The organism is Streptomyces sp. SGAir0957 (assembly GCF_043523415.1).
The window spans coordinates 5233831-5254054 of the sequence record NZ_CP027293.1; the positions used below are offsets into that span (position 1 = coordinate 5233831).

Below are 20224 nucleotides of genomic sequence, written 5' to 3' on the forward strand. Positions count from 1 at the left end.
CCCGATCGGCGGCCCGCTCCCCCCGGAGCCGCCGACCGGGCTGGTCCTCGACCGCGCGCGCAGCGGATTGCGGGAGTAACCCGGCGTCGGCGCGGGAGGTACGGAAAGATCCGTCCGGTCCACGAAAGTCGTACAGGCCGAGGTCTGGGGCCACTGGAACCGACTTTAGAACGGATGCGCCGTTCAGCCTAGAGGGCGTTTGACGCCACGTGCGACTCCGGTCGCTCTCCGTGGTCGCCGCAGGTGGCAGGGGGTTGCCGGGCGCATGGGCCCGTCCTGCCCCACACGTCGCCCGCCGCCCTGCCCGCGCTCCGGCGCCTCCGGTCCGGACCTCGTCGGACGGGGCCCTAGTCCCCGCCCGCACCGCCTCGACCTCGCACGGACGCCGTCCGGAGTGCGTACGCGGGTCTCCGCTGAGCGCGCTTTCCCTCCGCGTGAGCCGCCTGCTCCCGGCACGCGCTTTTGGCATATGCCAACTCGCTTTGTTGTACAGCGAGTGAGCAGGGCGGCGCCGGACAGAGTGTCGAGAGGGAAGCAATGCGCCTGTGCGATCGCCAATCCGCCCCGTTCGACCGGATGGCGGACGAGGGGGGTATGCCACGCTTGGAACCCAGAACAGTGTGCGTGCACCCAAGGGGGAGTGGATGTGCCGGAAACTGAGGGTCGGGGCTGTTTGCGCGGGGGCGGTGCTGCTCCTGTCCGCGTGCTCCTCGGGCGGCGGGAACAGCGAGGACGGTGACAACTCCGCCCGGCAGCCGGTGACGCAGCGGCCCAAGAGCACCGACCCGTTCTGGGTCAACCCCGACAGCAAGGCCGCGCGGGCCCTCGCCGACCTGGAGAAGGACGGGAGGAGCGACGAGGCCGACGCCGTCCGCGCCATCGCCGAGCAGCCCAGCGGCGAGTGGCTCCTGCCGGAGAACGCGCGGAGCCAGGCGCGCGGCTTCACCGAGGCCGCGCGGAAGGCCGACCGGGACGCCCTGCTCGTCCTCTACAACATCCCGCACCGGGACTGCGGCCAGTACTCGGGCGGCGGCGCCGCCGACGGGAACGCGTACCGGGCCTGGATCGACGAGGTCGCCGCCGGTATCGGCGACCGGCCCGCGACCGTCGTCCTGGAGCCCGACGCCGTCCAGCACATGGTGGACAACTGCACGCCGCAGCAGTTCCACGAGGAGCGCTACGACCTGCTCAAAGGCGCGATCGGCACACTGAAGTCGCTGCCGGACACGACCGTGTACCTGGACGCGGGCAACGCGGGCTGGGGCCGGCCCGACGCGATCTACCAGGCGCTCCAGCGCTCCGGCGTCGACCGGGCCGACGGCTTCGCGGTGAACGTGTCGAACTTCTACTCCACCGACGACTCCGTGCGGTACGGCAAGGAGCTGTCGGCGAAGGTCGGCGGCAAACCGTTCGTCGTCGACACGAGCCGCAACGGGAACGGGCCGTACACGGGCGGCGCCGCCGACGAGCGCTGGTGCAACCCGCCCGGCCGCGCGCTCGGCGAGACCCCGACCACCGAGACCGGTGACCCGCTGGTCAAGGCGTATCTGTGGGTCAAGAGGCCCGGCGAGTCGGACGGCGAGTGCAAGGGCGGCCCGAAGGCGGGCGCATGGTGGGGCGCGTATGCGACGAAGCTCGCCGAGGCCGCCAAGTAACGGCGGGAGGCGCGGCAGTGCCTGCGGCGGGAGGCACGGCAGTGCCTGCGGCGGTACGCGCGGCAGTGCCTGCGGCAGTACACACGGCAGTAGACGCGGCAGTACACGCGGCAATGTATGAGGCAGTACGCGTGTCAGGGGCGCGGGAATCGACCCCCGCGCCCCTGAGTGCTGCGATGCCCCGCTCGGCTACGGCACGTGCACCCACCGCGCCTTGCTGGGCGTGCCCTCGTCGTCCGTGACGAAGAGCATGTACCAGCCTGACTCGACCAGGGACCGGTTCTTCGGCACGGTCACGGTGACCGAGCCGGCGCTCTTTTTCAGGCCCAGCGCGATCGACGTCTGGTCGACGTCCGTGACGTGCGTCGACGCGCTCGGCCTGATCAGCCGCGCCGTCCTGATCGACGAGGAGTGCCGCGTCCGGTACGTCGCCGAACCCCCTCGCGCGATCGTCCTCTCCCCGCCCGCCAGGGCCGGCCGCGCGTCCCGGTACAGATACGGCGGCGTGTAGATCTCCAGGCGCTGCTCGAAGACGCCCGGCTTGGTGTTCGCCTCGTCCGCGTAGAGCGAGTCCGAGCCGAAGAACAGCACGCGCCCGTCGGGCAGGAGCAGCGAACCGGAGTGGTAGTTGCGGCCCACCAGCGGGTCGGCGACGCGCTGGAACGTCTTGCGCCGCGTGTCGTACAGGCGTGCCTGGCGGATGTTCGAGTCGCCGCGCCCGCGGTAGTCCCCGGAGCCGCCGGAGACCAGGACCGAGTCGTCGGGCAGGACCGAGGCCTGCGGGTAGCGCGTGCCCTTCTCCAGGCGGGGGCCGTCGACGAAGCGCGGGCTCGCCCGCGTCAGGTCGACGATCCGGGTCCTCTTGCTGGCCAGCCGGGACTCGCCGACCCCGCCGCCGCCGATGACCATGTACGTCTGGCGCTGCGCGGGCGGCAGTTCGACGGTGTTGGCGGTCTCCATCATGCCGGGGTCGGAGAGGCCGGGGATCTTCCGGAACCTGTTCGTTCGCAGGTCCCAGACGCCGGGTGTGCGGCCCACGTCGTCAGGGCCGTAGCCCGCGTTGGCGCCCGAGTAGAAGATCTTGCCGTTCGCCAGCTGGAACAGCGCCGGGTAGGTCGGGAACTGGCGGACGTGCCTGAGGTAGGTCCACTTCCTCGTCCTCGGGTCGTACACCTCGTTCTTGCCGGGCACGAGCTGCCCGATCTCGTCGAGGCCCGAGACCGAGAGGACCTTGCCGTCGGTGAGCGTGGTCAGGGTGGGGTACCAGCGCGCCTCGTTCATCGGGTCGACCTTGATGTACTTCTCGGCGACCGGGTCGAACTCGTAGGCGTTCCTGATCCCCTGGAAGTCCTTCTTGTCGAGGGCGAGTTTCTGCGCGATCCCGTACACGTTGCGGGCGTCGGAGCCGGTCAGGCCCCGCACCCGGTAGTTGTCCTGGGTGCCGGTCTCGTACGCCGCGCCGGACTTCTGCGCCTCGACGTAGACGCGGGCGATCCCCGGGTCGTTGCGCAGGAACCGGCCGGTGTCCGGGTCGAAGACCTTCTTGGCGCGCTCGACGGTGATGTTGACGTCGGAGACGAACGTCTTGCCGTTCTCCTTGCCGGTGAACTTCGTGCCCGCCCTGATGGTCTTGGGCTCGTCCGGGTCCTCGTTGTGGACGATCATCAGGCCGCCGGCCTTGGTGACGTCGCCCTTGAGCTTCTCGTACTTCTTCGTGCCGCCGGCGATCAGCAGGTTCCCGTTCGCCAGCTGCGTGTGGCCGGTGCAGAACAGATCGGTCGGCGTGGGGACCTTCCTGATCGTCTTCTTCACCGGGTCGTAGAGCCGGGTGTCGAACTTCTTGGCGTCGAAGTTCTTCTGGTTGTTCCCCGACCCGGCCACCAGCAAGATCTTGCCGGTGTGCAGGACCGCCGCGTGGATCGTGTTGAGCCGCATGTTCGCGGGGAAGTCGACGATTTCCCACTTGCCGTTCGCGGCCTTGTACTCGGGTCTGTTGATCTTGTAGGAGTGGTACTCGGCCGAACCGAAGCGGTACAGCCAGGGCCCGTTCATCCCGGCGAGCGCCAGGACCACCACGGTGCCGAAGGCGATGCGCCGGGCACGGCGGCGGCTCGCACCGTCTTTCACTGGTCACGGCCCCCCAGGAAGATCTGCGGCGGGCCGGCCTGCTCGGGCGGCCGGTCCGCCGGTGGCCCCGGCCGCTTCCTCTCCTGGCGGACCATGTACCGCCAGACGGCCATGGGCAGCGCGGTGATCAGCAGGGCGAAGCTCGCCCAGGTGATCATCGCCGGGTGGGCGTGCCCGTAGACGAAGCCGGCGGCGATCGACCCGGCGAAGACCAGGATGAAGTACCAGTGGTAGCGGAAGGTGCCGAACCAGCGGTCGGGGCTGGCCGAGTCGCCCTTCGGCGTGACCACGAACTTGCTCCTGCGGCGCAGCGCGGCGTCGATCAGCGCCTTCGCGTAGAGCGGCGCGGAGAGCGCGGACATCACCATGCCGGCGACGCCGCCGGAGCCCTCCGGTTCGTGCGGGGAGACGTTGTGCCGGCGGTTCCAGATGTAGAGGCCGATCTGGAGCGCCGACGCGTTGCCGTACAGCATCAGCCAGACGGCCGGGTCGATGTTCACGCCCGAGGCGCCGAGCCCGAGGAACAGGGCACAACTGAGCGCTGCGAGCAGCCAGTTCAGGGCGGCCATCGGATAGAAGATGATCATCATCGTGTAGTTGAAGAGCTTGCTCGGGGGGAGTGTGAAGAAGCCCTTCCAGTACTGCTTGAGGATCGTCTCGTAGGTACCGCGCGACCAGCGCATCTGCTGCGTGAAGAAGTCCGTCCAGGCGCTCGGCCCCTCGCCGACGGCGAGCACGTCCGGCGTGTACACGGACCGCCACTTCCTTCCCGTGGCCGGGTTCTTGTGGCGGTGGATCTCGAACCCGGTCGCCATGTCCTCGGTGATCGAGTCGTACAGGCCGCCGATCTGTTTCAGTGCCTTGACGCGCACCGCGTTGGACGTGCCGACGAACATGGGCGCGCCGTAGCGGTTCCCGGCGCGCTGGATCAGCGCGTGGAAGAGGAACTGCTGGGACTCGGCGGCCTTGGTGACGAAGTTGTCGTAGTTGCCGTACACCTGCGGGCCGATGACGAAGCCGACGTCCGGATCGCGGAAGAAGCCGAGCATCCGCTCCAGGTAGTTGGGCATCGGCACATGGTCGGTGTCGACCGAGGCGAAGAAGTCGTACGCGTCACCGTGCGCGTCCAGCCAGGCGTTGTAGTTGCCGTGCTTGGTCTTCGCGCGGTGCGGGCCCTTCGGCCGGTTCCACTTCTCGACGCCCTTGCGGGTGAAGTGGCGCACGCGCAGGCGCGCGCAGACCTCCTTCACCTCCGCGTCGTCGCCCTCGTCGAGCAGCCAGACGTCCAGCGGGCCCCGGTGGCGCAGTTCGACCGCCGCCTCCAAAGTCCTCGTCACCATCTCGATCGGCTCCTTGCCGGGCACGAACGAGGTCAGGAAGGCGACCCGCGTCCCGGTCTCGGGCACCACCGGGATCGGGTCGCGGGCGACGAGCGTGGCGTGCGCGTTCGACAGCACGTTCATGCAGCGGAACAGCTCGATGAGGCCGATCGAGACCAGCATCACCAGGTCGAGCGCGGGCAGGAAGGCGTGGTCCACGTGGTCGCGCTCGGTCCAGTGCTCGGGCTTGAGCAGCCAGAACAGCAGGACGAGGGAGAGGAGCGGGGCGGCCCCGAGCATCAGGGCCGCGCGTAACCGGTGCGGTTCCTGCGAGAGCAGCGAGCGGTACCGGACCTTGTACGGCCTGTCCGGGTCCGGCTGGGTGAGGGGGCCGGCGAGCCTGCTGTAGTGCTCGTAGTCGTAGCGGGGGAGCGACTTCTTGAGGCGTCTGAGGCCGGTGGTGCGGTGCGGCGGTATCCGCAGCCGGGTCGTCTCGGACGGGTCGAATTCCGGCCGGGCGCCCGTCGGCGTCGACGTCATGAGTCATCCCCCAGCACACGCGTCATCGCGTGGTCGTCGGTCGCGTCCGGGTGGGTCTCCCGCGACCCGTCCCGGACGTATCAGTGGCAGGCCACCGTCCCCACTCCCACCGAGACTGGGAGGCCCGGCCCTCCGGTTGCATGACGCCCCCCTCGGCGTCGCCCACCGGACGGGGCCCTCACCCCCGACTGCGGCTCATGGGCCGACTGCAACTCCCCTGACCCGGAAGCCCGAGTGCGGCGTTGCCGGGTCATATTGGAACCTATTGCGCCTTATTGCCGCTCAATTACGTCATCGACTCTCATTCAGGGTGCTGCGCCCGCAACTTGATCGCAAGGGCGTCCCGCCTGAAGAAACGGTGCGTCAGCGGTCTTGGCGTGGAGTCGCGGCCAGCCGGAGACGGATGTTGGAGAAGTGGTCCCGTATGGCCCGCTCCGCCCTGATCACCTCGCCGGAGCGCACGGCGTCCAGGATCTCCCGGTGCTGACGGCAGGTCACCTCCGGATCCTGCGGCACGTCCACCAGATCCGTGCGCACCCGGTGGAACGCCTCCCAGAACGCCTCCATCACCTCGACGAGCAACGGGTTGCCCAGGCCCCGGTAGAGCGTGGCGTGGAAGGCCCGGTCGGTGGCGGCGCTGACCGCGCCCTCCGGGGACCCGGCCTCCTTCTCCATCCGGACCACCAACGTGTCGAGTTCGGCCAGGTCCGTCTCGGGGACCCGGCCCGCGAGCCGCGCCACGAGCCCGGTCTCCACGGCCTCCCGCAGCTCCAGGAGCTGGAGCAGGCTGTCCTCGCCCCGGTAGTGCCCCGCGACGGTACGGAAGGCGAGGCCCTCGATCATCGGCGCCATCGACATCGGCCCCACATAGGTCCCGAAGCCGTGCCGGATCTCCACGATGCCCATCGCCTGCAGCGCCTTCAACGCCTCCCGCACCGAATTCCGGCTCACCCCGAGCAGCTCCATCAGCTCGGGCTCGGTGGGCAACGAGGCCCCCGGCGGCAGCCGCCGCTCGACGATCAGCCTCTTGATCCGCTCCTGAAGGTCACGCGCCATGGGGCAACGGTAGCGGCAGCCCCGCCCCCGAGCCCCACCTCACGGCAACGCCACAGCGCACGACCAGAAACGCACGCCGGTCCCCGGCGCAGGCGAGTTTCGGGGGGCTCGGCCGACGGCGGGGCTGTAGCCACGGCCGCGCCGAGTACGCGAAAGGCCCCCCGTTCTCACGGAGGGCCTCTCACCGTCTGTGCGCCGCCAGGGACTCGAACCCCGGACCCGCTGATTAAGAGTCAGCTGCTCTAACCAACTGAGCTAGCGGCGCCTGCTGACCTGCATAACTTTACCCGACCTTCCGGGGTGCTCCTGACCACTCGACGCGCCGGGGTGCAGCCCGATTTATACCGATTTCCACCTTTCGGACCGTCAACATGCGTTATGCGTAGACAGTTGAGACGCTTTCCGCGTGCGAAAACGTGGCTCAGAAGTTCAGCAGCCGGCACCGGAATGTGAGGGGAATCGCATGGATCACATGGAGGCGCCGGTCTTCGTGGAGACCGACCCGCCGAGCGGATGCGACTGCGCGGGCTGTGCCCAGTGGCGCTCCACCCTCACCTCCCCGCCGCGCACCAAGGTCGGCCCCCGGCACGCCCTGGCCGTCGCGGCGGCGGCCGGCACCGTCATCGGCGCGCTCCCCACCGCGGCGGTCGCCGTCGAGCACCACGAGGCGAGACCGGGCGACCCGGACCCGGCGAGCGGCGCGACCACCCCGCAGGGCGGCACCAGCCCCCTCAACGGAACCCCCGCGGTCGTCGGGGCGGCCGGGGCCCCGGGCGCCCCGGGCACCTCCGCGCAGACCGTGCACCTCGCCCAGCAGAGCGCCCCGCGCGCCACCTCCCGGGCCGCGATCATCGACCGCGCGAAGGAGTGGGTCGCGGCGAAGGTCCCGTACGACATGAACAAGTACTGGAGGGACGGCTACCGCCAGGACTGCTCCGGCTATGTCTCCATGGCCTGGGACCTGCCCCGCAACGAGTGGACCGGCAGCCTCGCCTCCTTCGGTACCCGCATCACCAAGGCGGAGCTGCAGCCCGGCGACATCCTGCTGTTCCACAACCCGGCGAACCCGGAGAAGGGCTCGCACGTCACGATCTTCGGCGGTTGGACGGACTACTCGCGGACCCGCTACGTCGCCTACGAGCAGACCCGTCCCGGCACCCGCGCGCAGTCCACCCCGTACGCGTACTGGAGCAATTCCAGCCGGTACGTCCCCTACCGCTACAAGGGGCTGCAGGAGGACGGGCCCGTGGGCTCGGGCACGCAGGCGGCGACGGGCGCGAGGTTCCCGGGCGTCGCGTCCTTCGGGCCGGGCGCGAACAACGCGTACGTCACCCGGCTCGGGCAGCTCCTCGTGGAGCGCGGCGGTGAGCGGTTCTACAAGGAGGGGCCGGGGACGCGCTGGACGGACGCGGACCGCAGGGCGACGCAGGCGTTCCAGCGGGCGCAGGGCTGGACCGGCAAGGACGCGGACGGCCTGCCGGGCCCGGTGACGTGGGCGTACCTGATCAACGGCAAGGGCAAGGACATCCCCGCCTCGGGCTCGCCGGGGACGAAGGGCGTGCCGACGTTCCCGGGGGCGGCGAAGTTCCGGCCCGGGGCGAGCAACGCCTCGGTGACACAGCTCGGCAAGCAACTCGTGAAGAAAGGTTTCGGCGCCCACTACGAGGAGGGCCCCGGGCCGCGCTGGAGCGAGGCGGACCGCCGCAACGTCGAGGCGTTCCAGCGGGCCCAGGGCTGGACCGGCAAGGACGCCGACGGATATCCGGGCCCCGAGACGTGGCGGCGGCTCTTCTCGTGACGGCTCCGTGCGGACAGCGGACGGCAGGCGGCGGGGACGACAGCACACCCAACGTGGAGACGAGGACGAGCATGAGCACGACGGCGGACCGCCCGGAGCGGACCGTGGGGCCGCAGGCCCCCACCATGACGGACGAGCCGGTGCCCGAGAAGAGCGCCGGACCCGACCTGGGGGTCGGCGCGGTCCTGGGGCGCGGCGCCCGGGTCATCCGCAACGAATCGACGATGGAGATCCCCGTACACCTGCTGTTCCGGGACGACCCGCAGCCCGTCGCGGTCCCGGTGCGCGCGGCCGTCGTGGGCACGGGCACCCGCGCCCGTCCCGCCTCACCCCCGCCCCCGCTCCCGCAGACGGCCCCCGACCCGCACCCGGAGGCGCGCACGCCCGCGCGCTCCGTGCCCTCCGCCGACCCGGAGCTCGCGGAGCGGCCGGGCCGCGCGCTCCCCGGCGCCGTCGGAGTCCTCGGCGGGCTCACGGGGGCGGCGGGCGCGGTGGCGTCCCTGGGCTGGGCCGGGATGCTGCCGCGGATCATGACGAACGTCGCCGGGCTGCCCGGGTACGAGGGGGCGGGCCTCGGCCCGTACCAGTGGGCGGCGCTCGCGGGCTCCGGCGCGCTCGCGCTCCTCGGCCTCGGCGGGCTCGCCCGGGGCCGGACGGGCCGCGCCCTCGTGCTCACCCTCTTCGGCCGCTACCGGGGGAGTGTGCGCAGGTCAGGGCTGTTGTGGGTGAACCCGCTGCTGCTGCGGCGCCGGGCCGACCTGCGGCTGCGGCACTGGCGCAGCGAGGGTATGCCCGCGGTCGACGCGAACGGGGTCGCGCTGCGCGTCGTCGTCCTCGTCGTGTGGCGGGTCAGGGACTCCGCGCGGGCGGTGCTCGGCATCGAGGACCACGAGGAGTATCTACGCGAGTGCGTCGAGGCTGCCGTGGCGGGGGTCCTTTCGCAGTTCCCGGCGGACGCGCCCGCGAGCGACGCGCAGGGAACGACGCCGACCCTGCGCAACACCGAGGCCGTCGGCGAACTGCTCACCCGGCGTCTCGCCGCCGACGCCGGGGCGGCCGGCATCGAGGTCTTCTCGGCGCAGCCGACCCGGATCGAGTACGCGCCCGAGCTGGCCGCCGTGATGCGGCGCCGCCGGATCGCGGCGCTCGACGCCCAGCACCGGGACACCGTGCTCACCTCCGTCGTCGACTCGGTGGAGGACACGGTGGCGCGGCTGACCACGCGGGGCCTGGTGGACCTGGACGACTACGAGCGCAAGGCGCTCGTGAAGGATCTGACGGTGGCGTTCTACACCGGGCGCGGGGAGTAAAGGGCAAAGCAAAGGGAGAGCCAACTTTTGTATGGACACGGCCAACAGCCGCCCATACATTGGGGGTTGGTCTAGACCTGAAACTCCGACACTGAACACCGCTGTGCGCGCAGCTTCCGGCACTCCCTCCCCACACCCCCAGGAGCGGCAGTATGCGAAACAAGAAGCTCTACGCGGCGATGCTCGGCCTCACCACCGCGGGCGCGTTCGCGCTCTCGGCCGGCGGGGCCAGCGGCCACGGCTACACCGACCTGCCCATCAGCCGGCAGAAGCTCTGCGCCAACGGCACCGTCGCCAACTGCGGCAACATCCAGTGGGAGCCGCAGAGCGTCGAGGGGCCCAAGGGCTTCCCGGCCTCGGGGCCCGCCGACGGCCAGATATGCTCCGGCAACCACGGCGAGTTCGGGCAGCTCAACGCGGCCAAGCAGCCCAACGGGCAGGCCTGGCCGACCACCAAGGTGACCGGCGGACAGAACTACACGTTCCGCTGGCAGTTCACCGCGCGGCACTCCACCACGGACTTCCGCTACTACGTCACCAAGAACGGCTGGGACGAGAGCAAGCCGCTGACCCGCGCCGCGCTGAACACCACACCGTTCCTCACGGTGCCCTACAGCGGACAGCCGCCGGCCACGCTCTCGCACTCCGGCGCGCTGCCCACCGGCAAGTCCGGCCACCACGTGATCCTCGCGGTGTGGACGATCGCGGACACGGCCAACGCGTTCTACGCGTGCTCGGACGTCACGTTCTGAGCCTGAGCCTGAGCCTTGGCCTGGCCCGGCTTCTGTAGGGCCCCGCGCGCCGCCCGTCCCTCGCGGGCGGGCGGCGCGCGGGAGAGCGGTGACCGCACGTCGTCGCCCTCCCCTTCTGACGGGACGTCAATTATGGTGCCCCGCCATGGGATCCATGACGCACACCTTCGCGGAGTTCGTCCAGGAACGCTGGGGCGACCACAGGCCCGGGCTCGCCTACGAGGACCGGACCCTCACCCACCACCAGCTCGCCTCCGGAGCGGCGGCGCGGGCCGCGCTCCTCGCCGAGCTGCTGCCGCGCGGCGCCGCCCCGCACGTCGGGGTGCTGCTCGACAACACGCCCGAGTTCGTGCACTGGCTGAGCGCGGCCGCCCTCGCCGGGGCGACCGTCGCCGGGATCAACCCCACCCGGCGCGGCGCCGAACTGGCCCGCGACATCACCCACACCGAGTGCCGCGTCCTCGTCACCGAGCGGGCCCAGCTGCCGTTGCTCGACGGCCTGGCCCTGCCCGGCGTCCGCGTCCTGCTCACGGACGACGCCGCCTACGCCGAGCTGCTCGCCCCGTACGAAGGGGCGAAGCCGGAGATCGCGGCCGGGGTCGGGCCCGGCACCCGCATGCTGCTTTCCTTCACCTCCGGGTCGACGGGCGCGCCCAAGGCCGCGATCTGCACGCAGGGGCGGCTCGCCGCGGCCGGGCGGTCCCTGGCCGACACCTTCGGCGTACGCCCGGACGACGTCCACTACCTCTGCATGCCCCTCTTCCACGGCAACGCGGTCATCGCCGACTGGGCCCCCGCCATGGCCGCCGGGGCCGGGGTGGCGCTGCGCCGCCGCTTCTCCGCGTCCGCCTTCCTGGACGACGTACGCCGCTTCCGTGCGACCTACTTCACCTACGTCGGCCGGGCCGTGCAGTACATCCTGGCCACCGAGGAGCGGCCGGACGACCGCGACCATCCGTTACGGGCCGGCTTCGGCACGGAGGCGGGGGCGGTCGACGCGGCCCGCTTCGAGGAACGGTTCGGGGTCCGCCTAGTCGAGGGCTACGGGTCCTCCGAAGGCGGCGCCGCCGTCCAGCGCACCGCCGACACCCCGCCTGGCGCGATCGGACGCGGCGTCCCCGGCGACGACCTCGTGGTGCTCGACCCGGCGACCGGGGCCGAGTGCCCGCCGGCCGTCTTCGACGCGGGGGGCGGCCTCGTGAACGGGGCCGAGGCCATCGGCGAGCTGGTGAACCGGGGGCGCTCACCGTTCGAGGGGTACTGGCGCAACGACGCGGCGTACGCGGAGCGGGTGCGCTGTGACGGCTGGTACTGGACCGGTGACCTCTTCTACCGGGACGCGGCCGGATTCCTGTACTTCGCCGGGCGCGGGGAGGACAAGATCCGCGTGGACGGTGAGAACCTCGCCCCCGCGATGATCGAGAACATCCTCGCCCGGTGGCCGCGCGCGGCGGCCGTCGCCGTGTACGGGGTTCCGGACCCGGTCTCCGGCGACCAGGTGATGGCGACCCTCGCACTGCGTGAGCGGTTCGCCCCGCGCTCGTTCGAGGCGTTCCTGGCGGCGCAGCCCGACCTGGGCACGAAGATGGCCCCACGCTTCCTACGGCTGGTCGAACACATGCCCGTGACGGCGACCAACAAGATCCGCCGCGCCGAACTGCGCCGCGAGGGCTTCTGGAGCGGCGGCGACCTCTGGTGGCGCCCATCGGCCGGGCCGGCCTACCGCCGCCTCACCCCCGCCGCGTACGCCACCCTGGCCGAGACCTTCCGCACCCACGGCCGCGCGCCCCTCCTCACGCCGCCCTGACCCCCGCCCACCCGCACTGGTCACAGGCACCCCTCCGGACCAGGTACTATTTTCCTGTCAGCAGGCGCCGCTAGCTCAGTTGGTTAGAGCAGCTGACTCTTAATCAGCGGGTCCGGGGTTCGAGTCCCTGGCGGCGCACAGACGGTGAGAGGCCCCTCGTGAGAACGGGGGGCCTTTCGCGTACCCGGCGTGGCCATGGCTGTAGCCCGGCTGTCGGCCGGGGGTTCGGGGGTTGTCCCCCGGGGGATGCAGCATCAGCGGGTCCGGGGTTCGAGTCCCTGGCGGCGCACAGACGGTGAGAGGCCCTCCGTGAGAGCGGGGGGCCTTTCGCGTGCCCGGCGTCGCGTGGGTCCTGGGGAGGGCGGAGCCGGTCGGGTGGGTGCGTGGCAGGAGCCGTCAGATGGTCAAAGACAGAAGCACTGGTGCCGCGCTCTTGTTCAAGCGGCTTGCCGCGTCGTGCAGGCGGTGCGCTCGGTCCAGGGGGAGGGAGAGGGCCAGGCAGCCGACCGCTGAGCCGGCGGTGATGGGGACGGCGGCGCAGACCGTGCCGACCGCGTACTCCTGGATGTCGAGGACCGGGACCGTCGCCGGCTGGGTGGCCAGTTTGGAGAGCAGGATCTTCTCGCTGGTGATGGTGCGCGAGGTGAGGCGGGCCATTTTGTGGCGGGAGAGGTGGTCGCGCCGCCCGTTCAGGTCCAGCTGGCCGAGGAGGCTCTTGCCGACGGCGCTGGCGTGGGCGGAGACCCGGAAGTCGACCCACTCGTTGACCGCGGGCGCCTCGGGCCCGGCCGCGTACTGGGTGATGTGGACCTCACCGTCGATGTAGCGGCTGATGTAGACCGCCGCGCCGACGGAGTCCCGCAGCTCGTCGAGGGTGCGCTGGAGCTTGGCGGTGAGCGCCGCCGCGTTCCCGTCGGCGGAGCCGATGCGGCTCAGGGCCTCGCCGGTGACGTAGGCGCCGTCGGCGGTCTGCTCGACGTACCCCTCGCGGCGGAGCATGCGCAGCAGTCCGGTCAGCTGGTCGGTGGAGAGGCCGGTGGTGCGGGTCAGCTCGGCGTCGGTGATGCCGGTGGCGTGGTGGGCGACGGCCTCCAGGACGCGCAGCGCGTGCTGCACCGACCGGTGTGGCTGCCGTGGCCGGTGCCCCGACGCGTCTTGTTCGTGCTTCAGCGCCACGGCATCCCCCTGCAAGGACCGGTTCCGGACAGCTGGTTCCCTCCCACGATAGCCGCCAACGCACCCGTAAGGGGCGGAGGTTGCCGGAATTGGTGGCGCGTTCCGTGCCTCTCATCTGGAACGCGCCACCCTGGCATATGTCAGAGTCATGCACCGCACGGGTAAGCGGAACGAATACGCCCCGGTTACAGCACGGCGCTGAGGAACTCCCTGGTCCGCTGGTGCTCCGGCTCGTTGAAGATCTTGTCCGGGGTCCCCGACTCCAGGACGTGCCCCGAGTCGAACATCAGGACCTGATCCGAGATGTCCCGGGCGAAGTTCATCTCGTGCGTGACGCAGAGCATCGTGATGTCGGTGGTGTGCGCGATGTCGCGCAGGACGTCGAGCACGCCCGCGACCAGCTCCGGGTCGAGCGCCGAGGTCACCTCGTCGAGGAGCAGCACCTGCGGCCGCATGGCGAGCGCCCGCGCGATGGCGACCCGCTGCTGCTGGCCTCCGGAGAGCTGCGTCGGGTACGCGTCGGCGCGGTCGCCGAGGCCGACCATGTCGAGCAGCTCGCGGGCCCGCTGCTCGGCCTCGTCCTTGGAGAGGCCGAGGACGGTGACGGGCGCCTCCATGATGTTGCGGAGGACCTTCATGTTCGGGAAGAGGTTGAACTGCTGGAAGACCATCCCGATGTTCTTGCGGACCTCGCGGATGTGCTTCTCGCCGGCGGGTACGAGCTTGCCGTTCTTCTCCTCGTGGGTGAGGTACTCGCCACCCACCTTGATCGTGCCCTCGTCCGGCTTGAGCAGCGTCATGAGCAGCCGCAGGATCGTCGTCTTGCCGGAGCCCGACGGGCCGATCAGCGTGACGTGCTTGCCGGAGTCGACGGAGAAGTCCAGCTCGTCGAGGACGGTGTTGTCGCCGAACCGCTTCACGACCTTCTCGAAGCGGATCAGTTCGGCGCCGTCCACCTTGGGGTTGGGCTGCGCTTTGGAGAGCTTCGCGTCGGGGGAGTCAGTGGACAAGGCGGCGCTCCAGGGATCGGAGGAGGAGGGAAGCGAGGTAGGAGATGACGATGAAGGCGACACCGACGACCGTCAGGGCCTCCGTGTACTGGAACGTCTTGGCCGCCTCCAGGCGCGAGCGCTGGAGCAGCTCCAGGACGCCGATGCCCGCGAGCAGCGGCGTGTCCTTCAGCATCGCGACGACGTAGTTGCCGAGCGCGGGCACGACGCGGCGGATCGCCTGCGGCAGGATGACCGCCGTCCACGTCTTCCCGTACGGCAGGCTCAGCGCGCGGGCGGCCTCCCACTGGCCGACCGGCACGGCCTCGATGCCCGCGCGGTAGACCTGCGCGGTGTACGTCGAGTAGTGCAGGCCGATCGCGACGACACCGGTGGTGAACGCGGAGAACTGGATCCCCGCCTCCGGCAGCACGAAGTACAGGAAGAACAGCTGGACCAGGAGCGGTGTGTTGCGGATGAACTCCGTGATCGCGCCGACGGGCCAGCGGATGAAGCGGGTGGGCGCGCGGAAGGCGAGCGCCCAGATCAGGCCGACGCTGAAGGAGATCAGCGAGCCGTAGAGGAGGATCTGGAGGGTGACGAGGAGGCCGTCCCAGAAGTGCGGCATGAAGTCGCTGACGGCGGACCAGTCCCAGTTCGCTGCGGCAGTGGTCATCACACGCCACCTCCTGCGCCGCCCACGGGGAGCTGAGCGGTCTCGTTCTGCTGGCGAAGGCTGAGCTTGCGCATGAGACCCACGCCGCGCTCGGGCCGCTGTCCGATGCCCGCCTTGGTCTTGCGCTCCAGGGCCCGCATCCCGCGGGTGAGGAGGAAGGCGAGGACGAAGTAGATGACGAGCGTGAGCGAGTAGATCTCGGTGCTCTCGGTCGTCGCGAGCCGCACGAGATAGGCGGCGAAGGACACGTCACCGATGCCGAGCAGCGACACCAGGGCGGTGCCCTTGAGCAGCTCGATCAGCAGGTTGGAGAACGGCGGGATCATCTCGGGCACGGCCTGCGGCAGCATGATCAGCCGCATCCGCTGCCACGGCGTGAAGCTCAGCGCGACCCCCGCCTCGCGCTGTGCGGGCGCCACCGCGTTGAGGGCGCCGCGGACGATCTCGGCACCGTACGCGCCGTAGGACAGGCCGAGCGCGAGGACGGCGGCCCACATCGGGACGAGGGACCAGCCCGCGAGCTGCGGCAGGACGAAGAAGATCCAGAACATCAGGACCAGGGCGGAGGTGCCCCGGAATATCTCGGTGTAGAGACCGGCGACGAACCGGACGATCCACAGCCGGTGCGTACGGGCCATGCCGACGCCGAACGCGACGACGGTCGCGAGCGCGGCGCTGTAGAGGGTCAGCTGGATCGTGATCCAGATGCCCGGCAGTACCCAGTGTTCCCACAGTCCGGCGGTCATCGGCACAGCTCCTCGGCGGTCAGTGTCGTCATCTCCGCCTTGGTGAAGCCGAACGGCTGGAGGATGCGGAACAGTTCGCCGCTCTTCTTCATCTTGTGGATCTCGACGTTGAAGGCGTCCCGCAGCTTGGTGTCGGTGGGGCGGAAGGTGAAGCCGCCGCCGTCGATGTGCTTCTTGCCGTCGACCGTGGGCGCGAACGGCTCGGTGTGCTCCGCCTTGCTGCTCTTCTTGGTGACCTCGCGGGTGGTGAGCGCGGTGCCCGCGAACACGTCGATCCGGCCCGCCTCCACGGCGTTGAGCCCCGCCACCTGGTCCTGGAGGATCACGATGTCGGACTCCTTGTACCCGGCGTCCACGGCGTACCCGATCTCCGCGTACCCGGTGCCGGTGCCGAACTTGGCCTTGGACTTCACCACGTCGGCGTAGTTGTGCAGGTTCTTCGGGTTGCCCTTGCGCACGATGAACGAGTCCAGCATCTGGTACTCGGGATCGGCGAAGATGACCTGCTGGCAGCGTTCCTTGTTGATGTACATCCCGGCGGACACGACATCGAACTGCTGCGTGTTCAGGCCGGGTATGAGCGAGGCGAAATCGGTGGCCACCGGCTGTACGTGGCCGACACCGAGCCGTTTGAAAATGACCTTGGCCAGTTCCACCGCCTCGCCGGTGAACTCCCCGTCGTCGTTGATGTACCCGTACGGCACCTCCCCCGCGATGCCCAGACGTACCGTCCCCTGCCCCTGCAGCCGCGCGAGTGTGTCGCCCTTCGGTACCTGGCTGCATCCCGCCGCTCCCAGAGCGCCCAGTGCGCCGAGCGCACCCGCCCCCGCGAGCAGTGACCGCCTGCGAAGAGTTCGTCTCTCGGCAGGCTCGTTCCTACGTATGTGAGTTGGTGGAGCCATGGGCGCGCGGCTACCCGACCCGACTCGGAATATGCCGATCAATTCACGCCGCATTCAACTGGTGTGTGGTGCGTGCATACAGGGGGTGCGGTCTTGACCCGGCGGGGTGAATGAGGCGGAGCATGGGGCGCATGGCTGACTCAAGCGGCGCGCCCGACCGGTTCATCGACGTCACTCTGGCCACGCGGGGCGTCACCTGCACGGCGCGACTCCTCACCGACCGTGCGCCCCTCACCTGCGCGGCGGTGTGGGACGCCCTGCCCCTCGTCTCCGACGTCTACCACGCCAAATACGCCCGGAACGAGATCTATGCCCTCTTCCCGGCGTTCGCGGCACAGGAGCCACCCCTGGAGAATCCGACGGTCACGCCCATCCCTGGCGACCTGTGCTATTTCTCCTTCAACGGGACGCAGTTGGGGTCCCAGTCGTACGGGTACGGGGAGGGCGCCTCGCTGTCCGCGGGCGCCCCCGTCGTCGACCTGGCGCTGTTCTACGAGCGCAACAACCTGCTGTTGAACGGGGACGTGGGGTGGGTCCCGGGGATCGTGTGGGGGCAGGTGGTGGACGGGTTGGAGGAGATGGCGGAGGCGTGCCAGGACCTCTGGCGGTCCGGCGCGGTGGGGGAGACCCTGGGGTTTGCCAGGTCGGCCCGATCAAGCCCCTCCGGCGTTTGAGGAGCGGGGTCCGGGGCGGAGCCCCGTGACCTGGACCGGATCGGGCCGCGCGACCCCGGCCTCGTACAGCGCGTGAGCGACCCGCAGCACCACATCGTCCCGGTGCCGAGCCGCCACCACCTGCAACCCCACCGGCAACCCCTGATCAAGCCCCACCGGGACGGTCGCGGCCGGCTGCTGCGTCAGGTTGAACGGATACGTGAACGGAGTCCAGCCGGTCCAGCGCCGCAGGCCACTGCCGCGCGGCACCTCCACCCCCGCCTCGAACGCGGTCAGCGGCAGCGTCGGCGTGAGCAGCACGTCGTACGTGGAGTGGAACTGGCCCATCCGCCGCCCGAGCGCCATCCGCGTGTCGACGGCGGCCAGGTAGTCGAGCGCGCTGTAGCGGGCGCCGAGCGCGCAGATCTCGCGGAGCCCCGGATCCAGCAACTCCCGCTGCGCGGGCGGCAGATGCTGGACATTGCGGGCCGCCCCGCTGAACCACAGCACGTGGAACGCGGCGACGGGATCGGTGAAGTCCGGGTCGACCTCCTCCACGTACGCCCCGAGCCCGGCGAGCCGCGAAACCGCCTCCCGTACGCGCGCGGCGACCCCGGGCCGCACCGCCACCTGTCCGCCGAGCGTCGGCGAGTACGCCACCCGCAGGCCGCGCACCCCGCCGCCCAGCGTGTCCCGGAAGCTCCCGGGGGCGGGCGCCGACGCCGACCAGTCCCGTACGTCGGGGCCCGAGATCACGTCCAGCATCAGCGCCGCGTCGGCCGCGCTCCGCGTCATCGGGCCGACGTGCGCGAGCGTGCCGAACGCCGAGGCCGGATAGACGGGGACCCGCCCGTACGTCGGCTTCAGCGCGAAGATCCCGCAGAACGCGGCCGGGATACGGACCGAGCCGCCGCCGTCCGTGCCGAGCGAGAGCGGGCCCGCGCCGGCCGCGACGGCCGCCGCGCCGCCGCCGCTCGAACCGCCCGCGGTGCGCGAGGTGTCGTACGGGTTGCGGGTGATGCCGGAGAGCGGGGAGTCGGTGACGCCCTTCCAGCCGAACTCGGGGGTCGTCGTGCGGCCGACGAAGACGGCGCCGTGTTCGCGCAGCCGCGCGACGGCGGGCGCGTCCTCGTCCCACCTGCCCTCGGCGCGCACGGTCCGCGAACCCCGCAGGTTGGGCACCCCGCGCTGCAACAGGATGTCCTTGACCGTCACCGGCACGCCGTCGACCAGGCCCTGCGGCTCGCCGCGCCGCCAGCGCCGCGTGCTGGCCTCGGCCTCGGCGAGGGCGCCCTCCGCGTCGACGCGCACGAACGCGTTGAGCGCGGGCTGCGTCTCCTCGACGCGGGCGAGCACCGCCCGGGTGGCGTCGACGGGGCTGAACTCCCCCTTGCGATAACCGTCGAGCAGTTCCTGCGCCGTCAGTCGGGTGAGCTCGGTCGTCATCCGCCCCTCCAGGTCATTCAGTTCCCGGGGACATACCCACGTTTCTTGTCGACTACATTCACGAGCGGCCGGCCGGACTCCCAGCGCCCGTACAACTCGACGAACTGCCGCCCCAGTTCGTCCCGCCAGCCCACCGTGTCCCCGCTCATGTGCGGCGAGACGATCAGTCCTGGCGCCGACCACAGGGGACTGTCCGCCTCCAGCGGCTCGTGCTCGAAGACGTCCAGGGCCGCGCCCGCGATCCACCGCTTGTGCAGCGCGTCGACCAGGTCGGACTCCACGACCAGCGGCCCACGGCCTACGTTGATGAACCGCGCGGCGGGCTGCATCACCCCGAACCGGCGGGCGTCGAACATCCCCCGCGTCTCCTCGGTCAGCGGCGCCGCGGACACCACCCAGTCGGCGCGGGCGAGCAGCCGGTCGAGGTCGGCCGGGCCGTGCACCCCGGCGCGCGCACGGCGCCCGACCAGCGCGGTGATGATGCCGAGCGCCTTGAGGTGCCCGGTGATCGCGTGCCCGATGGGGCCCGAGCCGACGACGCACGCGCGCGTACCGGCGATCCGCCGCGTCTCCCGGTGCCGCCACTCGCCCGCCGCCTGCAGGGCGAGCGTGCGGGGCAGATCCTTGCCCATCGCGAGGACGAGCGCGGCGACGTACTCGGCGATCGGCACGTCGAAGATGCCGCGCGCGTTGGTCAGCACGGTGTCGGACCGGGCGAGTCCGGGGAACATCAGCCGGTCCACGCCCGCGCTCGCGGTGTGCACCCAGCGCGGCCTCGGCCCCGGGCCCGGCCACGCCTCGCGCACCGCGTCGGACTGGAAGTCCCACACGAGGAGGACATCGGCCGCGGGGAGCAGGGCGCGGAGCCCGGCCGCGTCGGAGGCGTGCGCCACTCGGGCCCGGCCCGTCAACGAGCCGAGCCGGGGCGGGGGTTCACCGGGGGCGGCGTCCAGGACGAGGACGGTGGGCCGGCGGTCGTCCGGCCCAGCGGGACCCGAAACGGCGGTGACATCGTTCCGCAACGCAGCTCCGCTTTCCTTGGCAGACGGCTTGGGGATTCCTGGCATGTTTCCTTGACATGCGCGGATTGACCACGCTGGCACCTGAACCTACCTTCGTCAACGGAGGACCTGCGTCGGCGCGTTCCTCCTCTCCCCGCAGTTCCCCGCTGTCCCGACGTCCCGGCGACGGACCGCCGGCTCAGGCACACCGCATCGGCATCTGGCACCTCCGCATCTCAGCACCACGGCACATTCCGTCAGCTGAACTTGG

At 70.8% G+C, this 20224-nt stretch carries 16 protein-coding genes and 2 tRNA genes; 7 read left to right on the top strand and 11 right to left on the bottom strand.

Translation table 11 applies throughout. The features are described 5' to 3' along the window. The first annotated feature begins 644 nt into the window (after positions 1-644). On the top strand, positions 645-1655 hold the full coding sequence (locus C1N81_RS28460; RefSeq protein WP_394433764.1) for a glycoside hydrolase family 6 protein: 1011 nt from the start codon (positions 645-647) through the stop codon (positions 1653-1655). A 189-nt stretch (positions 1656-1844) separates the two neighbouring features. Here C1N81_RS28460 and C1N81_RS28465 read toward each other — a convergent pair whose 3' ends face one another. The 4 genes from C1N81_RS28465 to C1N81_RS28480 all read right to left on the bottom strand — a co-directional run bounded on the left by C1N81_RS28465 (position 1845) and on the right by C1N81_RS28480 (position 6962). Next, on the bottom strand, positions 1845-3782 hold the full coding sequence (locus C1N81_RS28465; protein WP_394433766.1) for a radical copper oxidase GlxA: 1938 nt from the start codon (positions 3780-3782) through the stop codon (positions 1845-1847). Next, positions 3779-5641 carry a glycosyltransferase family 2 protein gene (locus C1N81_RS28470; protein WP_394433768.1) on the bottom strand — a complete coding sequence of 621 codons (1863 nt, stop codon included), beginning with the start codon at positions 5639-5641 and terminating at the stop codon, positions 3779-3781. Before C1N81_RS28470 ends, C1N81_RS28465 begins: the two co-directional genes overlap by 4 nt. Positions 5642-6004: 363 nt before the next feature. After that, a complete protein-coding gene (locus C1N81_RS28475; RefSeq protein ID WP_394433770.1) occupies positions 6005-6697 on the bottom strand; it encodes a FadR/GntR family transcriptional regulator in 693 nt (230 codons plus the stop codon). 191 nt (positions 6698-6888) lie between these two features. Continuing rightward, positions 6889-6962: transfer RNA gene (locus C1N81_RS28480), tRNA-Lys, on the bottom strand. A 207-nt stretch (positions 6963-7169) separates the two neighbouring features. On the opposite strand from C1N81_RS28480, the gene C1N81_RS28485 reads away from it, so the two are divergent. The 5 genes from C1N81_RS28485 (at position 7170) to C1N81_RS28505 (ending at position 12502) form a co-directional block, all read left to right on the top strand. Further along, entirely contained in the window at positions 7170-8495 is a 1326-nt protein-coding gene (locus tag C1N81_RS28485) for a peptidoglycan-binding protein (RefSeq protein ID WP_394438296.1), read from the top strand. Positions 8496-8566: 71 nt separating this feature from the next. Further along, a complete protein-coding gene (locus tag C1N81_RS28490; RefSeq protein ID WP_394433772.1) occupies positions 8567-9805 on the top strand; it encodes an SPFH domain-containing protein in 1239 nt (412 codons plus the stop codon). Between the two features lie 152 nt (positions 9806-9957). Further along, a complete protein-coding gene (locus C1N81_RS28495) occupies positions 9958-10557 on the top strand; it encodes a lytic polysaccharide monooxygenase auxiliary activity family 9 protein (protein ID WP_394433773.1) in 600 nt (199 codons plus the stop codon). 145 nt (positions 10558-10702) lie between these two features. Then, complete coding sequence (locus tag C1N81_RS28500; protein ID WP_394433775.1) at positions 10703-12364, top strand: AMP-binding protein; 1662 nt, start codon at positions 10703-10705, stop codon at positions 12362-12364. Between the two features lie 64 nt (positions 12365-12428). Beyond that, positions 12429-12502 (top strand) — tRNA-Lys (locus tag C1N81_RS28505). A gap of 258 nt (positions 12503-12760) precedes the next feature. Here C1N81_RS28505 and C1N81_RS28510 read toward each other — a convergent pair. From C1N81_RS28510 to ehuB, 5 genes are all read right to left on the bottom strand, one after another. Beyond that, on the bottom strand, positions 12761-13540 hold the full coding sequence (locus C1N81_RS28510) for an IclR family transcriptional regulator (protein ID WP_394433777.1): 780 nt from the start codon (positions 13538-13540) through the stop codon (positions 12761-12763). Between the two features lie 185 nt (positions 13541-13725). Then, entirely contained in the window at positions 13726-14496 is a 771-nt protein-coding gene (gene ehuA, locus C1N81_RS28515; protein ID WP_394438298.1) for an ectoine/hydroxyectoine ABC transporter ATP-binding protein EhuA, read from the bottom strand. A 43-nt stretch (positions 14497-14539) separates the two neighbouring features. Further along, positions 14540-15205: an ectoine/hydroxyectoine ABC transporter permease subunit EhuD gene (ehuD, locus tag C1N81_RS28520; protein WP_394433779.1), complete on the bottom strand. Its 666-nt coding sequence runs from the start codon at positions 15203-15205 to the stop codon at positions 14540-14542. Then, complete coding sequence (gene ehuC, locus C1N81_RS28525) at positions 15205-15951, bottom strand: ectoine/hydroxyectoine ABC transporter permease subunit EhuC (protein ID WP_394433781.1); 747 nt, start codon at positions 15949-15951, stop codon at positions 15205-15207. Before ehuC ends, ehuD begins: the two co-directional genes overlap by 1 nt. After that, positions 15948-16853, bottom strand: coding sequence for an ectoine/hydroxyectoine ABC transporter substrate-binding protein EhuB (gene ehuB, locus C1N81_RS28530; protein ID WP_394433783.1), 906 nt, complete (start codon positions 16851-16853; stop codon positions 15948-15950). Before ehuB ends, ehuC begins: the two co-directional genes overlap by 4 nt. Before the next feature lie 131 nt (positions 16854-16984). On the opposite strand from ehuB, the gene C1N81_RS28535 reads away from it, so the two are divergent. Beyond that, positions 16985-17527, top strand: a complete 543-nt coding sequence (locus tag C1N81_RS28535; protein WP_394433784.1) for a DUF3830 family protein — start codon at positions 16985-16987, stop codon at positions 17525-17527. On the opposite strand, the gene C1N81_RS28540 is transcribed toward C1N81_RS28535, so the two are convergent. Together C1N81_RS28540 and C1N81_RS28545 are read right to left on the bottom strand one after the other, a co-directional pair. Further along, a complete protein-coding gene (locus C1N81_RS28540; protein WP_394433786.1) occupies positions 17507-18952 on the bottom strand; it encodes an amidase in 1446 nt (481 codons plus the stop codon). The genes C1N81_RS28535 and C1N81_RS28540 overlap by 21 nt on opposite strands. 17 nt (positions 18953-18969) lie before the next feature. Further along, positions 18970-19974: a D-2-hydroxyacid dehydrogenase gene (locus C1N81_RS28545; protein WP_394433788.1), complete on the bottom strand. Its 1005-nt coding sequence runs from the start codon at positions 19972-19974 to the stop codon at positions 18970-18972. Between the last annotated feature and the right edge of the window lie 250 nt (positions 19975-20224).

What these genes read in the sequence shown, in the direction of transcription:
- C1N81_RS28460 (WP_394433764.1), top strand. Translation starts at nt 645, where the DNA reads ATGTGCCGGAAACTGAGGGTCGGGGCTGTTTGCGCGGGGGCGGTGCTG.
- C1N81_RS28470 (WP_394433768.1), bottom strand. Translation starts at nt 5,641, where the DNA reads ATGACGTCGACGCCGACGGGCGCCCGGCCGGAATTCGACCCGTCCGAG.
- C1N81_RS28475 (WP_394433770.1), bottom strand. Translation starts at nt 6,697, where the DNA reads ATGGCGCGTGACCTTCAGGAGCGGATCAAGAGGCTGATCGTCGAGCGG.
- C1N81_RS28485 (WP_394438296.1), top strand. Translation starts at nt 7,170, where the DNA reads ATGGAGGCGCCGGTCTTCGTGGAGACCGACCCGCCGAGCGGATGCGAC.
- C1N81_RS28490 (WP_394433772.1), top strand. Translation starts at nt 8,567, where the DNA reads ATGAGCACGACGGCGGACCGCCCGGAGCGGACCGTGGGGCCGCAGGCC.
- C1N81_RS28495 (WP_394433773.1), top strand. Translation starts at nt 9,958, where the DNA reads ATGCGAAACAAGAAGCTCTACGCGGCGATGCTCGGCCTCACCACCGCG.
- C1N81_RS28500 (WP_394433775.1), top strand. Translation starts at nt 10,703, where the DNA reads ATGGGATCCATGACGCACACCTTCGCGGAGTTCGTCCAGGAACGCTGG.
- ehuD (WP_394433779.1), bottom strand. Translation starts at nt 15,205, where the DNA reads ATGACCACTGCCGCAGCGAACTGGGACTGGTCCGCCGTCAGCGACTTC.
- ehuC (WP_394433781.1), bottom strand. Translation starts at nt 15,951, where the DNA reads ATGACCGCCGGACTGTGGGAACACTGGGTACTGCCGGGCATCTGGATC.
- ehuB (WP_394433783.1), bottom strand. Translation starts at nt 16,853, where the DNA reads ATGGCTCCACCAACTCACATACGTAGGAACGAGCCTGCCGAGAGACGA.
- C1N81_RS28535 (WP_394433784.1), top strand. Translation starts at nt 16,985, where the DNA reads ATGGCTGACTCAAGCGGCGCGCCCGACCGGTTCATCGACGTCACTCTG.
- C1N81_RS28540 (WP_394433786.1), bottom strand. Translation starts at nt 18,952, where the DNA reads ATGACGACCGAGCTCACCCGACTGACGGCGCAGGAACTGCTCGACGGT.